Genomic DNA, 14,060 nt, shown 5'->3' on the forward strand with positions numbered 1-14,060 from the left:
TTGCCGCATCATCCATCCTTCAATTCATATCGTACGCGCGCCTTCGGCGGCGCATAACTGTTCCATATCCCTGATCAACTCACTGAGCATGGCCGCGTCGAGCGACGATAGCGCCACGCTGCCGCCCATGCGGCCCGCCCCGTCGCCGTGCCGCACCACCAATTGATCGAGCCTTTGTTGTTCGCTCTCGTAGACCATGCCCGCAATGATACCCGGAGAAATGCTTGGTTCGGCAATGTAAGCACCGCCGAGCATCTTGGTAAATCCACCGATCGCGCCGCCGTCCCACGCTTGCCCGCGCGGCCGGCGGCGCAGGGTTGCGTGAACGGTGTCTGGCCCTGGTCGCAGCCCAGTGCCAGCACGGTCATCGATGGCGCGCTGCCGATGCACGCCAGCCCGTGGGCCGCCCGCCGCATCATGTTTCCTGAAAATTGACTGGTGTCCGCGCCGTCTCAGGCGCACAGATTGTGCATGTCGCGTATCAGTTCACTGGCCGTCACGGGATCGAGCGAAGACAGCGCCACCGGCTGGCCGATGCAGCCCCAGTTATCGCCTCGCCCGATCCGCACCTCGCCCAGGGTCTGCTCCGGGTATTCGCCGGTGATCCCGGTAATCAGGCCCGGCGTGATGTGCAGTTCGGCCAGGTGGGCCGCATCGAGCGCCTTGGTGAAGGTGCGGATGGCGCCGCCGTCGTACACCGGGCCCCGGCGCCAGCCCTTGTTCACCAGGCCCATGACGCGTCCGCTCTCGAGCACCTTGCCGTCCCAGCGCGCCAGGGCTTCCCGGCCCGCTTCGGCCTCGCCCAGCCGGTGCGTGTCGCGGCCGATCTGCGCGAACGGTTGCAGCAGCTCGTAGTCGGCGAACAGGCGCGCGAAGGCGTCGGCGTCGGCGGCGGGCAGGTCGAGCGCATGCACGATGCCGATCTTGCCCGCGTCGTCGGGCGGCAGGTCGACAGGGTCGTCGTTCGCCGTGGTGAACGTGCCGTCCGGCGCGACCCGGAAGCACGCCAGCAGGGTATCGCCGGCGACGCTGTAGACGCCCCAGACCAGGCGCTGGACCAGGTGGCGCAGCAGCCGATGGTGGGCGAGAAAATCGACGAAGGCCTGGCGTTGCCAGCGCCGCTGCGCGCACATCGCCATTTCCAGCCGCAGCACCTGCTGCGCGGCGATCGTGCGCGCGTCCTTCTTGAGCAGCGTGTAGCGTTTATGCGCCGCCGCCGCCAAGGCCGGGTCGTCGGTCTTTTTCGGCTTGGGCAGGTCGGGCAGGCGCGTGCCACCGCTATCGCGCACCCATGGCTTGAGTGCCTGGTCGAAGCCGACGCGGAACTGGCGCGGGCCGAAGTCGAGCAGCAGCACGCCCTGTTCGTCGAGGTCCAGGTCGGGCGCAAGGCGGTCTTCCAGTTCCTCGACGCTCAAGCCGCGCGCGTCGGCGATGACGGCGATCTTTTCGCGGGCGCGCTCCTGCAAGGCCTTGAACTTGACTTTTTGCGCGATCCCGTTGAGCAGCATCAGGGCGGTATCGCTGCCGATCAGGGCCAGCACGTCCAGGCCGGCGATGGCGCGCGCGCTCAGTTGTTGGCCGGGCCAGGCGCGCAGCAGGGGCGCGAGCCTGCGCGCGCTGTCGTCGTTGCCGATCAGGCCGAGCGCGAAAAAGGCCCAGTTCTCCTTTGCCTGCGCGCCGTCTTCGATCCATGCGCGGAACAGCTCCCACGCAAAATCGGCCAGCGAGTCCGGCGTGCATGCTTCTTTGAGCAAGGCCACGCCCGCATAGACGCCGTCGGCATGCGGAAAGCGCAGCATGGCGCCGATGGTGTCGAGCGTGGGCTCGGGCAGCGCCTTGCCATTACTTGCCAGCAGAGGGCGGGCCCACAGTTGCGGTGTCCAGAACGACGGCAGGCTGGCGATTTTTGCCGGGTGCATGTCGAGCGGATCTTCATCGAGCATGGCGAGCATGGCGCTCGTCACGGCTGCCTGGCTGTAGCGGCTGGCGACGCCCGACAGCAGCGCGCGATGGCCGGCCGCATCGAGCAGGCGCAGCGCGCCGCGCGCCTGGTTACGCGCAGCGCCTGGCTTGCCGAGCGCCGCCGCAATCAGTCCGCAGGCGGCGTGCTCCGGGTTCGACAGCAGCCAGTTGCTGGCGCTTGCACGCAGTTCCTTGCGTTTCAGGGTGGCCCAGGCGCGCGCCACCGGCACGGCCAATTCGACGGCGGCGAAGTGGTGTGCGTACGCCAGGTCCTGCGCCGGGCGCCGCTCGACCATGCTCACCAGGCCAGGCAGCCCTTCCAGGCCGAGCGCCGCAATCGCGTAGCCCGGAAGGTTGACCTCGACCTGCGCCACCACGTTCCAGACCTGCGCGTTGAGCGGCGCGGGCAAGTCGGCGATCATGCGCGCGGCGTCGTTGATGTGCTTGCCGGCGGCAAGGCAGGCCAGCCAGGCTGCGATGATCGCTTCCGGGCCGGCGCCGGCGGTGGCCTCGGCCGAGATCAGCGGGTCGCTGTAATTGGTGCAGGACGTGACGGTATAGCGTGGCTGCCTGCTTAATGCGGCGCGTTGCTCCCCGCTCCAGCGCATGGCCGGCGCCAGCGGCAAAGGCGCGAGCGCCAGCGTGGGCGAGGCCTTTTTTGCCGCCGAAGTCCACGGCGGATTGAGGAGGATGGGCGGCAGGTCGGCCGGGGCGGCGAAGTCGCGCACCGTGCAGTGCTGCGCGGCGGCGTTGCAAAGCACGTGCCATGCGCGCGGCGAGAGCCATGGTTGATACGCCGCCACGCTGGCGGCGTGGCGGGCGACCAGCGCAGCCAGGAAGCGGCGCGCGCGCGCCGGACCGCAGTGATCCCTGGCGATCAATTCGCTCAGGACGGCGATTGCCGCTTGCGGCCAGCGTTCGGCCGCAAGGGCGAAACGCGTACACTGCGCCTCGCCTTCGTTGCACGCCAGCGCCAGCACCGTCAAGGACTCGGTGGTGCCGATGCAGGCCAGCGCCGTGGCGGCTGCCTCTTCATGCATGGCGCCGAGTCGCAAGGCCTCGACCGCGTCGACGCCGCGATCGCGCACGATCGTCACCAGCGCTTGCCGCGAGCGGCAGAAGGCGAAATCGGCGTCGTGGCAGGTGCGGCGCCACTGGCGGATCGCTTTCCTCGCTTCGGGCGAGCCGCAATACGCGAGCAGCCATCCATATTGGGCCAGCCAGTCGAGTCCATAGTAGCTTGGCGGCGGCTGCAGCGTCAGTGCGATGGCGTCGGCGACATGCGGGGCATCGGGCAGCAAGGCCGCCAGCAGCGGGCGGCGACAGGTGTGGAGGCGCCCTGTCGCCGCCAGGCTGAGGCGCACGCATTCTTCCCAGACGTGGTCGGGCGCGAGCGCCAGGTAGCTGCGCAGCGTCAGCTCGGTCGGGTCGTACGTGTCGTTACGCAGGAAGCCGCGCTGGTCGGATGCGGCGCGCACCCCATAGCCAGCCCTGGTCGTCTCGATGGCGGTGCCTTCCATGCCGATCAGTGCTTCAAGCGCATGCGGCAGGCCCCGGTCGGCGACCAGCACATCGATCAGGGAGGCGCCACCGATGAGCGGAAGATAGGGAAAGTCCAGATGACGCTCGACCGCGAGCAGCACCGCGTCGCAGGCCGGCGAGCCGCGCCGCTCGCCGCTGGCGATGCGCGCCGCCGCCTCGCGCACCAGCTGTTGGTCGTCCGAGCCAGCCGGGTCGAGCACGCAGTGGCGGCGCGCCGCAGGGATGAAGCGGTCCCAGATGGCATCGGTGTCGGGGCGCGGCGCCGGCCCGGGAAAGCGGCGCGAGGGCAGCGCTTCGGCCGCCAGTGCGGCGGGAATGTCAACCAAGGGGCCGACGTCGAGCCACGGCGCAACGGCGCCGCTTGGGTCAGATTGCTGCATCGTGTGCCTTGTGTGCCTGGTGTTCGTTCATGCGCATAAGCGCGCCATGTCGCCAATGAGCTCACTGACGACCGCCGCGTCGAGCGAGGACAAGGGCGCGCTGTCGCGGGTGCCGTCCTGGCCGGGCCGCCAGATCACCACCGAGCCCAGGGTTTGCTGCGCGTTCTCGCCTGGCATGCCGGCCAGGATGCCGGGCGCGAAGTCCAGGGCCGCCGCATAGCCGCCGCCAAGGTCCCTGGCAATTTCCAGCAGCGCGCCGCCATCTTGCATCGGGCCGCGCCGCCAGCCTTGCTCGAGCAGCCCGAGAAGGCTCCCGGTCGGCACCACCTCGCCGTACCAGCGACCGAGCGCGTGGCGCTTTTCTTCGCCCTCGTCCAGGATGTGCGTGTCGCGCCCGATCTGCACAAACGGCTGCAGCAGTTCATAGTCTGCGAACAGCCGGGCGAAGGCGTTGGCGTCGGCCGGCGCCAGGTGCAGCGCATGCGGGATGCCGACCACGGCGCCGTCGCCCTGCGGCAGCGTAAAGGCGTCGTCGGCCGCATCGCTCAAGGCGCCTTCGGGCGTGACGCGAAAGCAGGCCTGCAAGCGGCCGCCGGCGGCGTCGTACACGCCCCACACGAGGCGCTGTGCCAGGTGGCGCACCAGCGGGTGCCTCACCACGCAGTCGTAGAACACCTGCACCGGCCAGCGCCGCTGCGCGCACATGGCCAGCTCCAGCCGCAGCACCTGCTGGCCGGCGATGGTGTACGCATCCTTCTTGAGCAGCTTGAAGCGCTTGACCGCCGCCGTCGCCAGATCGGCGTCGTCGCTCTTTTTCGGCTTGGGCAGGTCGGCGCTGCGCGTGCCGTCGGCGGCGCGCACGAATGGCGTGAGCGTTTCGTCGAAGCCGGCATGGAACTGGCGCGGACCGAAGTCGAGCAGCAGGGTGCCTTGCTCATCGAGGCCGAGGTCGGGCGCGAGGCGGTCTTGCAGTTCTTCGCGCGTCAGGCCGCGCAGGTCGGCGATCTGCGCGATCTTTTCCCTCGCGCGGTCCTGCAGCGGCTTGAACTTGAGTTTTTGTGCGACGCCGTTGAGCAGCATCAGGGCGATGTCGCTGCCGATCCGCGCGAGCACGTCCAGGCCGATGACGGCGCGCGCATGCAGGCCCTGGCCGGGCCAGGCGCGCAGCAGGCGGGTAAGCCTGCGCGCGCTCTCGTCGTTGCCGAGCAGGCCGAGTGCGTGGAAAGCCCAGATTTCCTTGCCCCTGGCGCCGTCCTCTGTCCAGGCGCGGAACAGCTCCCACGCAAAATCGGCCAGCGAATCGGGCGTGCATGCCTGCTTGAGTTGGGTGACGCCGGCATGCACCCCATCAGGGTCCGGGAAACGCAGCATGGCGCCAAGCGCATCCATCGCGTCATCGGGCAGCGCCTTGCCGCCGGCGGCCAGCAGGGGACGGGTCCACACCAGCGGTGTCCAGAAGGCCGGCAGCTTGCCGCGCCAGGGCGGCGCAGCCAGCACCGCTGGCAGTTCGCTGGTGACGGCGCAGTCGCGCATCGTGATGTACTGCGCGGCGGCGACCGACAGCACCTTCCAGGCCGGCGCCGCAATCCATGGCCGCAGGGCGGGAACCCGGTGCGCGTGGATAGCCACCACGCCGGCCAGCAACTGGCGCGCGCGCTCAGGGCCGCAGTGATCCCGGGCGATCAGTTGGCTCAGCGCCGCCATGGTGGCATCGGGCCAGCGCCTCCCGGCGTCGCCCAGATAGCCGGGCGGCAGCGCGCAGTGGCCCTGCACCAGGGTCATGATCGCTTCCGGCGTGCCAATGCAGGCCAGCGCCTGTACCGTCTGCGCGTGCCTTACGCCGTCCTTGAGCGCATCGACAGCGTCGGTCCCGCGGTCCTGCAATGCGGTGGCGACGGCGCGCGGCGATTGATGAAAGCTGTCGTCGCGCAGGGCCTCATCGCGCGGCCACAGGCGCAGCGCACGCCGTGCTTCGGGCGAGCTGGCGTAGACGATCAGCCATGCGTAGTTGCCGCACCATTGCGCTCGCCCCTTGTCGTCCGTTTCCGGCTGCAGCGTCAGCGCCAGTTCGTTGGCCAGTTCCGGTGCATCGGGCAGCAGCGCGGCCAGTAGCGGGCGGGTGCTGGTATGCAGTTCCTTTGCCGCGTCGCGCGCCATGCGGACGCATTGTTCCCAGACCTGTTGCGGGGCGTGCGCCAGATGGGCGCGCAGGGCCAGGTCGGTGATGCCATAGAATTGACGGGCGCCGCCGCTGTTGGCATGCACTTCATGGCCGTTCTTATCGGGGCCGGCAACCGGTTCGAGGCATATGCGCTGCGCCCTGAGCATGATGTCGAAGGCATACGGCAGACCTTTGTCCGCCACCAGCACGTCGAGAAAAGGACAGCCTTCCGACGCCGGCCGATTTTTCTCGTTGATTTTTTCCATCGCCAGCAGGACCGCATCGGTTTCCGGCGTGCCGAGCTGCCTGCGCTTGGCGAGGCGCTCGATGGTGTCGATGACGACCGGCTGGTGCGCGCAGTCGCCGCCCGCTTGCAGCGTACAGTTTTCGCGCATCCGGGTCAGGAACAGCACCCAGCGCTCCCTGCTGGTCGCGCAAAACGGTGGACCGGGGTGGCGGCGCGAGGGCAGGGCATGCGCGGCCAGTTCGGGCGGCATGTCGGCCAGCGCGCCGGCCGCCAGCCAAGGCGCGATGGAAGCGGACGGCGGCATCACGCGCATAATTGCTCCATTACCCGGATAAATTCACTGACATCGATCGGGTCGAGCGCGGACAGGCGCGCGTCCTCGTCGACGCGGTAGTGTTCGAGAACCAGCCTGACCAGCGTCTGTTGTTCGTCACCGTGGATGAAGCCTGCCGTCAGGCCCGGCGCGATGTGCAGGTGCGCCAGCTTGCCGCGGCCGAACCACCTTGAAAATTCGACCGTCTCGCCGCCGCTGCCGATGTTGCGGTGCCAGCCCCGCTCGACCAGGCCAAGCAAGCGCCCGGTGCTGACCACGGCGCCGTCCCAGCGCGCCAGCGCCTGGCCGTCGCGCTCGGCCTGCGTGAGCGTGTAGGTGTCGCGCGCGAGTTGGGCAAACGGCTGCAGCAGTTCGTAGTCGGCGAACAGCTGGGCGAAGGCGGCCAGGACGGCCGGGTCGAGTTCGAGCGGGTGCGGGATGCCGATGCGGATAGCGTCGCCCGGCGCCAGTGCAAAGGCGTCGTCCGCATGGTCGGTGCAGCCGCCGTCGGGCGCGACCCGAAAGCTGGCCAGCAGCGTGCCGTCGCCGTCGTACGCGCCCCACACCAGGCGCTGCACCAGGTGGCGCAGCAGCGGGTGGCCGGCCAGGAAGTCACGGAAGGCGTGCGCGGTCCAGCGCCGCCGCCCGCACATTGCCTGTTCCAGGCGCAGCACCTGCTGGGCGGCGATGCTGCGCGCATCCTTCTTGAGCAGCTTGTAGCGCGCCACGGCGGCCGCCGCCAGCGCGGCGTCGTCGGTCTTTTTCGGCTTGGGCAGCTCGTCCAGGCGCGCGCCCTGCGCATCGCGCAGGCAGGGCTTGAGCGCCTCGTCGAAGCCGACGCGGAACTGACGCGGGCCGAAGTCGAGCTGCATCTCGCCGTGTTGGTCCAGGTCCAGGTCGGGGACCAGGCGGTCTTCCAGTTCCTCGGTGCCCAGATCGAGCGATGCGGCGATCTCGCCGATCTTGTCGTATGCGTGGTGCCGCAGTGCCTGGAACTTGACCTTTTGGGCGATCCCGTGCAGGAGCATCAGGGCGGTGTCGCTGCCGATCATGGCCAGCACGTCCAGGCCGACCACGGCGCGCGCGTTGAGGCTTTCGCCAGGCCAGGCGCGCACCAGCGGCGCGAGCATGCGCGCGCTGTTGTCGTTGCCAAGCATGCCGAGCGCGTAAAACGCCCAGTTTTCCTTGGTTTCGCCGCCGCGTTCAACCCAGGCGCGGAACAGCTCCCAGGCGAAATCGGCCAGCGAGTCCGGCGTGCAGGCCTGTTTGAGCTGGGTCACGCCGGCGTAAATGCGGTCGGTGTGGGGAAAGCGCAGCATGGCGCCGATGATGTCGAGCGCCGCGTCGGGCAGCGCCTTGCCGTTGCTGGACAAGAGAGGGCGGGTCCATCCGGGCGGGTCCCAAAAGGACGGCAACTTGCCGATCTTGGGCGGATGCAGCGTGAGCGGATCTTCATCGAGCATGGCGCGCATGGCGTCGGTGACGGCAGCGTCGCCATAGCGGGCGGCGACCTCCATCAGCACGCCGTCATGGCCGGCGCCGGCCAGCATGCGCAGGGCCTGGCGCGCCTGCTCGCGCGGCGCGCCCGCTTCGCCCAGGGCGGCGGCGGCCAGGCCGCAGGCGGCATGTTCGGGATTACGCAGCAGCCAGCTGCGCGCGCTGGCGATCATTTTTTTCGGCTTGAGCATGGCGTAGGCACGCGCCACCGGCGCGGCCAGTTCGACCGCGCCGAAGTGCAGCGCGTAGGCCAGGTTATCGACCGGCTGCTGTGCGACCAGGGCCACCAGGGCCGGCAAGCCGGCCAGGCCCGTGGCGGCGATGGCGCAGCCGGGGTGATTGATGTCGGTAGCGGCCAGCGCGTTCCAGACCTGGGCGTTGAGCGGCGCCGGCAGCGTGCCGATCAGGCGCGCGCCTTGTTCCGGCGGATGGTAGGAACCGGTGCTGGCGCGCCATGCCGCGATCAGCGCATCGGCGTCGCCGGCCGCGATGGCGGCGTCGGCGAACGGCGTGGCCGGGCCGTGGTAGTGAATGTGGCGGCTCTCCTTGCCCAGTTGTTCGCGCTGCTGCGCGCTCCAGCGTTCGACCGGCGCCAGGGGCATCGGGGCCAGCGCCAGCGCGGCTGCGCAGGCCGGTTTTTTCGATGGCCTGTTCCAGGGCGGGTTGACCAGCACTGGCGGCAGGTCGGCCGCGTCGGCGATGTCCGGCACGGCCAGGTAGCGCGCGGCGGCGTTCGACAGTACCTTCCACGCACCTGCCGACAGCCACGGCTTGAACGCCGGAACCATGTGGGCGCTGCTGGCGAGTACCCCGGCCAGCGCGCAGCGTGCGAAATGCGGTCCGCAGCCATCCCTGGCAATCAATTCGCTCAACACGGCCATCGCCGCTTGCGGCCAGCGCGCGGCCGCCGCGTCAAAACGCGCGGACGAATACGACCTGCCCAGTGTTTCAAGCGCCAGCGCCGTCATCGCTTCGTGCGTGCCGATGCAACTGAGCCCGTCCGAGGTTTCCTCGTAGATGGCATGCGGGGCCAGGAGCGCGACCGCGCCGGCGCCACGGTCGCGCACCACCGTGGCCACGTGCCTGGCCGATGTGCCGATGTTGTGCTCACCGCAGCTTGCCGCCTTGGGCCAGCGGCGCAACGCTTTGATGGCGGCGTCCGAGGTGGCGTAGGCCTTGAACCACTCGTACTGTTCGAACCAGGGCGCGGGAGGCTGGCCTTCCGGCGACTGCGTGCCCAGGGTCAGTTCGTTGGCCAGGTCCGGCGCATCGGGCAGCAGGATGGCCAGCAGGGGACGGCGCCAGTCGGGCAGCGATGGTGCGGCCTGCCGCATCGACCGCACGCACGCGTTCCAGTCCTCCTCGCGCGCCTGCGCCAGGTGCTCACGCAACAGCATGTCGGCCTCGCGATAGCCGCCGGTTAACCAGCTGTAGCCGCTATTGTCCACGTCGGCGCTGATGGCGTACGCCAGGCCGGAGGGATCGCGCTCCTGATCGAGGACCATTCCCAGCCGCTGCAGATACACCGCGACGGCGTAGGGCAAGCCTCTGTCGCTCACCAGGAAGTCGGTGAAGGCGCTGGTATGCACCTCGCCGTAGGCGGAACCGGTTTTCGCTTCCAGCAGCATCATGATGGCGTCCGACAGGGGCGAACCGCGCCGCCGGTCCTGGGCGATGCGCTCGATGGTTTCGGCCACGGCATCGCGGTACGCGGGATCGGAGAGCTCCGCACTGAAGGTGCAATGGCGGGTGACCAGCTTGAAGTCGTCCCAGCATGCGCCGGCGTCGATGGCGCGCGCCATGCCGGGGAACCGGCGCGACGGCATTGCCAGCGCTGCCAGTGCGGGCGATATGTCGACCAGCGGCTCGACCGCCAGCCAGGGCGCCACAGCGCCTGGCGCGGCGATGGCGGGCGCGATGGGGAGCGGGGCGGGTGCGGCTGGCGCGGCTGGCACAGGCGCCAGCGGCGGCGCTGCGCCGATCTCGGCATAGCCCTTGCCGGTTTTTTCGCGTATCAGTTTGTCCATTGCCGCCACCGCCGTGGCGCGGTCAGGATGGGTGTTGGTTTGCCCCTGTCCCGCCGTGCCCACCTTGCCGTAGCGGACATGGAGATCGCAGCCATCCTGCTCGACTTCCCAGAATTTGTTGGACGCGCCTTCGCAACACTCGAAACGTCGCATTCGGCGTCCTAAGCGAGCTTGAAGGGAAGGGGGAAGCGGCTGCCGGCGCGCGCCGTACACTTGTTTCGCTTGCTCATAACGAATGATAAGATAAGTGTTGCAAAAAATGATACTTTACGGCAAAGCGGTGCCCCTGTCGAGCCGTGCCAATCCGGTTATGATGCGCATCCGGACATCCCATCGTGAGACATGCAATGAAGAAAACCCTGTTTTGCCTGGCATTGATGCTGGGCGGCGTGGCGCAAGCGGACGAGCTGGCCGACGCCAACGCCCTGTTCGCGAAAAAATCCTATCCGCAAGCGCTGCAGCTCTACACCAAACTGGCTAACGCCGGCAATGCCGAAGCCCAATTGCACATGGGCGAAATGTATTTTTACGGCGAGGCGGGGACGGTGGACCTGGCCAAGGCCGAAGCCTGGTTCAAGAAATCGGCGGCCAAGGGCAACAAGAGCGCCGCCGGCTCGCTCGAGATGATCAAAAAGCGCGAGACGCGGCGCGCCGAGCTCGATTACTGGATATCCGGATACGATGGCGCCGAGTTCAGCGCAGGCCAGTTCCGCTGTCCGGCGCCGCGCATTCCGGCCATGTCGAAGCAGAACGACGAGATCGAGAGCGTCTCGGCCAAGGTCGCCGCGTGGCAGGATTGCTACAACGCCTTCGTGCGCAAGCTGAACGACGCGAGCCCGCTGACCAAGCGCATTCCCAAGGATATCGCCGACCTCTTGACCAAGGAAGAAACCGAGCAGTCGCGCCTGCACCTGGAAGGCGTGTATGCCGGCATCGCCGAAAACGCCAAGGTTTCGGCCAAGCTGGTGCTGGCCGACTTCGGCGCCTGGCGCAGCGCCACCGACGCCTATATCAAGGAACACAACCGCATCGTGACCGATGCGGCCGCAAGCGCGCCGCGCAAGGGCGACTGAAGCAGGCGGGCGCAGCCGGGCCGCGCCCGCGCCCTCAGTTCCAGCTGCGCATCAAGCCCACCGCCAGGCCTTCGAGCGCGAAATCGTCGGTCGCCGGATCGACGTGGATGACCTTGAAGTCCGGGTTTTCCGGCAGCAGTTCGATCAGCGAGCCAGTCTTTTTGTAGCGCTTGACGGTGACGTCGTCACCGATGCGGGCCACCACGATCTGGCCATTCTTGGCGCTGTCGACCTTTTTGACGGCCAGCAAGTCGCCATCCATGATGCCGGCGTCGCGCATCGACCAGCCACGCACCTTGAGCAGGAAATCGGGGCGCGACGAAAACATCGCCGGGTCCACGCTGTAGGTCGCTTCCACATGTTCCTGCGCCAGGATGGGCGAACCGGCGGCCACGCGCCCGACCAGCGGCAGCGACATGAGCAGGTTCGGCGGCGGCATGGCGATGGCGTCGACGCTGGCGCCGATCAGGCGGATGCCGCGCGAGGTGCCCGGCGAAATTTCGATGGCGCCCTTGCGCGCGAGCGCCTGCAGGTGCTCTTCGGCCGCGTTGGCCGACTTGAAGCCCAGTTCATTGGCGATCTCGGCACGGGTCGGAGGAAAGCCCGTGTTCTCGATCGCATCCTTGATCAGGTTGAGGATTTGTTCTTGCCGTGGTGTGAGCTTGATCATCGATGTGCGGGACTGTGTATATGGACAGACTGTATTTTTGTACAGTATTTCGCGCAATGCAAGGGTTAATTGGCAGAACGGGGAATTATTTGCGACAGGGGCTGTCCAACAAGGACCAAAGGAGGCGCGTCATGGAGCGGCTGGCGGTTTCACCGGTGGGTTATGAGGACGATTTTGTGCTGTGGCGCGAGCAGCAGGCGCAGTTGCTGCGGGCGGAGCGCAGGGAACCCGCAGCTCATCTCGGGCACATCGTTGCGTGCGCGGAACAGCGTCGCAAAAAGAATGTTGTGCCATAAACGCCGCCGAAACCCGTAAGCGCCTCACAGCGTCCTTGTCTGTTGCTCCATTTCACGCTATAATCGCCGGCTTTCCCTTCCCACACTCGTCTTGACGCCGAGGTGGGCATTTGTTTAAACGTCCCTAAGGAGTTATGCATGCGTCATTATGAAATCGTTTTTATCGTCCACCCGGACCAAAGCGAGCAAGTCCCGGCGATGATCGAACGCTACAAAGCCAGCGTAAGCACGCGCGGCGGTTCGGTTCACCGTGTTGAAGACTGGGGCCGTCGCCAGATGGCTTACTCGATCCAGAAGCTGCCAAAAGCGCACTACATCTGCCTGAACATCGAATGCGACAACGAGACCCTCGTGGAACTCGAAACCGCGTTCAAATTCAATGATGCCGTGCTGCGTCACCTCACCGTTAAGATGAAGAAGGCTGAAACCACACCGTCGCCGATGATGAAATCGGTACAACGTGAAGACGCAGCCAAGAGCCACCGCACTGAAGCGCCTGCTCCTGCAGCCGCGCCAGCGCCAGCTCCAGCCGCAGCAGCGTAATTGTTGACAAGATTCCCTGAACGCGAATTGACCTCACCTCGGTGAATCAACTCCAGTTCGTAGCCCAGATTTGCGAGCGCGACGTATTGCGCTACACCCCGGCCGGCGTGCCCATCGTGACCGCCACCCTGCTGCACAGTTCGCAGCAGATGGAAGCAGGGCTTGCCAGGTTGGTCGAATTCGAGATCACCGCGCTTGCCGCGGGCGAGATTTCGGGACGATTCAGCCAGGCCGAATTGGGCGCCGTTCATCAGTTCACGGGATTTCTGGCCAAGAAGAACCGCAGCAGCAAAAGCCTGGTGTTTCACATCATTGATTTCTGTGCCGCCGCCTGAGGCGTCAGCACATTTTTAGATACAGGAGCCTCAAATGGCATTCGGTAAAAAATTCGACAAGAACAAGCTCAAGCTTAAAGAAAAGCGCAAACAACAGAACCCACTGTTCAAGCGTAAGAAATTCTGCCGCTTCACCGCAGCAAACGTTGAACAGGTCGACTACAAAGACGTAGACACCCTGAAAGACTTCGTCCAGGAAAACGGCAAGATCATGCCAGCACGCCTGACCGGTACCAAAGCGCACTACCAGCGTCAGGTTGACACCGCAATCAAGCGCGCCCGCTACCTCGCGCTGCTGCCATACACCGATCTGCACCACGCTTAATCGCTGCGGATAAACTGGAGAACTCTATGCAAATCATTCTGTTGGAAAAAGTTGTTAACGTCGGCAACCTGGGCGATGTTGTTAAAGTCAAAGACGGTTACGCACGTAACTTCCTGATCCCGCAACGCATGGCTCGCCGTGCTACCGCATCGGCTGTCGCTGAATTCGAAGTCAAGCGCGCCGAACTGGAAAAAGCGGCAGCTGCCAAGCTGGCCGCTTCCCAGGCCCAAGGCGACAAGCTGGGCGGCATGACCATCTCGATCGCTCAAAAAGCGGGCGTCGATGGCCGTCTGTTCGGTTCGGTCACCAACTTCGACATCGCTGAAGCGTTGACGAAAGCGGGCTTCGCTGTAGAAAAATCGCAAGTACGCATGCCTACCGGCCCGCTGAAAACGACTGGCGAACACGCTGTCGCAGTCGCCCTGCACACCGACGTGGTGGCTGAGATCACGATCGCTGTTGTTGGCGAAGCTGCTTAAGTAAGGCATGTCACACTGTTGCATTGCAGGCATCATGCTTGCAATGCAACTAAGAAAAAGCCGGGTCTTCCCGGCTTTTTTTACGTGCGCCCAGCATGGGCGCACTCTTGGAGGTGCAAGTCCTCCCGCAAGCTGACCACAGTGAGCGAAGTGAAGCGCAACTGCGGAAGGGCGACCGACTGTGGGGAGGAAGCGTGGAGCGAAACTGCG

The 14,060-nt window shown here is 66.5% G+C and carries 11 protein-coding genes; 6 read left to right on the forward strand and 5 right to left on the reverse strand.

Features of this window, described 5'->3' with window-relative positions; all coding sequences use genetic code 11:
* Window positions 1–24: 24 nt before the first annotated feature.
* The 4 genes from F1735_RS15665 to F1735_RS15680 all read right to left on the reverse strand — a co-directional run bounded on the left by F1735_RS15665 (window position 25) and on the right by F1735_RS15680 (window position 10,282).
* Window positions 25–255 carry a hypothetical protein gene (locus tag F1735_RS15665; RefSeq protein ID WP_167237800.1) on the reverse strand — a complete coding sequence of 77 codons (231 nt, stop codon included), beginning with the start codon at window positions 253–255 and terminating at the stop codon, window positions 25–27.
* A 197-nt stretch (window positions 256–452) separates the two neighbouring features.
* Window positions 453–3,884, reverse strand: a complete 3,432-nt coding sequence (locus F1735_RS15670; RefSeq protein ID WP_167237801.1) for a DUF4132 domain-containing protein — start codon at window positions 3,882–3,884, stop codon at window positions 453–455.
* Between the two features lie 27 nt (window positions 3,885–3,911).
* On the reverse strand, window positions 3,912–6,605 hold the full coding sequence (locus tag F1735_RS15675; RefSeq protein ID WP_167237802.1) for a DUF4132 domain-containing protein: 2,694 nt from the start codon (window positions 6,603–6,605) through the stop codon (window positions 3,912–3,914).
* On the reverse strand, window positions 6,596–10,282 hold the full coding sequence (locus F1735_RS15680; RefSeq protein ID WP_167237803.1) for a WGR and DUF4132 domain-containing protein: 3,687 nt from the start codon (window positions 10,280–10,282) through the stop codon (window positions 6,596–6,598). The genes F1735_RS15675 and F1735_RS15680 overlap by 10 nt, the downstream gene beginning before the upstream one ends.
* A gap of 194 nt (window positions 10,283–10,476) precedes the next feature.
* Between F1735_RS15680 and F1735_RS15685 the strand changes: the two genes are divergently transcribed.
* The gene (locus tag F1735_RS15685) at window positions 10,477–11,202 is read left to right on the forward strand and encodes a tetratricopeptide repeat protein (RefSeq protein WP_167237804.1); all 726 of its coding nucleotides are present in this window, start codon (window positions 10,477–10,479) and stop codon (window positions 11,200–11,202) included.
* A gap of 34 nt (window positions 11,203–11,236) precedes the next feature.
* Here the strand turns inward: F1735_RS15685 and lexA are convergent, their stop codons facing one another.
* Window positions 11,237–11,872, reverse strand: a complete 636-nt coding sequence (gene lexA / locus F1735_RS15690) for a transcriptional repressor LexA (protein WP_167237805.1) — start codon at window positions 11,870–11,872, stop codon at window positions 11,237–11,239.
* Between the two features lie 131 nt (window positions 11,873–12,003).
* Here lexA and F1735_RS15695 point away from each other — a divergent pair, with 131 nt between their 5' ends.
* The 5 genes from F1735_RS15695 (at window position 12,004) to rplI (ending at window position 13,850) form a co-directional block, all read left to right on the forward strand.
* Window positions 12,004–12,168, forward strand: coding sequence for a DUF29 domain-containing protein (locus F1735_RS15695; RefSeq protein WP_167237806.1), 165 nt, complete (start codon window positions 12,004–12,006; stop codon window positions 12,166–12,168).
* A 138-nt stretch (window positions 12,169–12,306) separates the two neighbouring features.
* On the forward strand, window positions 12,307–12,711 hold the full coding sequence (gene rpsF / locus F1735_RS15700) for a 30S ribosomal protein S6 (RefSeq protein ID WP_167237807.1): 405 nt from the start codon (window positions 12,307–12,309) through the stop codon (window positions 12,709–12,711).
* Window positions 12,712–12,752: 41 nt separating this feature from the next.
* Window positions 12,753–13,046 carry a primosomal replication protein N gene (gene priB, locus F1735_RS15705; RefSeq protein WP_167237808.1) on the forward strand — a complete coding sequence of 98 codons (294 nt, stop codon included), beginning with the start codon at window positions 12,753–12,755 and terminating at the stop codon, window positions 13,044–13,046.
* 34 nt (window positions 13,047–13,080) lie between these two features.
* Entirely contained in the window at window positions 13,081–13,371 is a 291-nt protein-coding gene (gene rpsR, locus F1735_RS15710; RefSeq protein ID WP_008450941.1) for a 30S ribosomal protein S18, read from the forward strand.
* A 26-nt stretch (window positions 13,372–13,397) separates the two neighbouring features.
* Complete coding sequence (rplI, locus tag F1735_RS15715; RefSeq protein WP_166891657.1) at window positions 13,398–13,850, forward strand: 50S ribosomal protein L9; 453 nt, start codon at window positions 13,398–13,400, stop codon at window positions 13,848–13,850.
* Window positions 13,851–14,060: the final 210 nt, after the last annotated feature.

This window comes from Massilia genomosp. 1 (assembly GCF_011682185.1).
Taxonomy (GTDB): domain Bacteria; phylum Pseudomonadota; class Gammaproteobacteria; order Burkholderiales; family Burkholderiaceae_D; genus Telluria_A; species Telluria_A rubra.

Bases quoted from the DNA above. Each gene is read 5' to 3' on its own strand.
- F1735_RS15665 (WP_167237800.1), bottom strand. From the start codon at position 255: ATGCTCGGCGGTGCTTACATTGCCGAACCAAGCATTTCTCCGGGTATC.
- rpsF (WP_167237807.1), top strand. From the start codon at position 12,307: ATGCGTCATTATGAAATCGTTTTTATCGTCCACCCGGACCAAAGCGAG.
- F1735_RS15675 (WP_167237802.1), bottom strand. From the start codon at position 6,605: ATGCGCGTGATGCCGCCGTCCGCTTCCATCGCGCCTTGGCTGGCGGCC.
- F1735_RS15670 (WP_167237801.1), bottom strand. From the start codon at position 3,884: ATGCAGCAATCTGACCCAAGCGGCGCCGTTGCGCCGTGGCTCGACGTC.
- rpsR (WP_008450941.1), top strand. From the start codon at position 13,081: ATGGCATTCGGTAAAAAATTCGACAAGAACAAGCTCAAGCTTAAAGAA.
- F1735_RS15695 (WP_167237806.1), top strand. From the start codon at position 12,004: ATGGAGCGGCTGGCGGTTTCACCGGTGGGTTATGAGGACGATTTTGTG.
- F1735_RS15685 (WP_167237804.1), top strand. From the start codon at position 10,477: ATGAAGAAAACCCTGTTTTGCCTGGCATTGATGCTGGGCGGCGTGGCG.
- lexA (WP_167237805.1), bottom strand. From the start codon at position 11,872: ATGATCAAGCTCACACCACGGCAAGAACAAATCCTCAACCTGATCAAG.
- rplI (WP_166891657.1), top strand. From the start codon at position 13,398: ATGCAAATCATTCTGTTGGAAAAAGTTGTTAACGTCGGCAACCTGGGC.
- F1735_RS15680 (WP_167237803.1), bottom strand. From the start codon at position 10,282: ATGCGACGTTTCGAGTGTTGCGAAGGCGCGTCCAACAAATTCTGGGAA.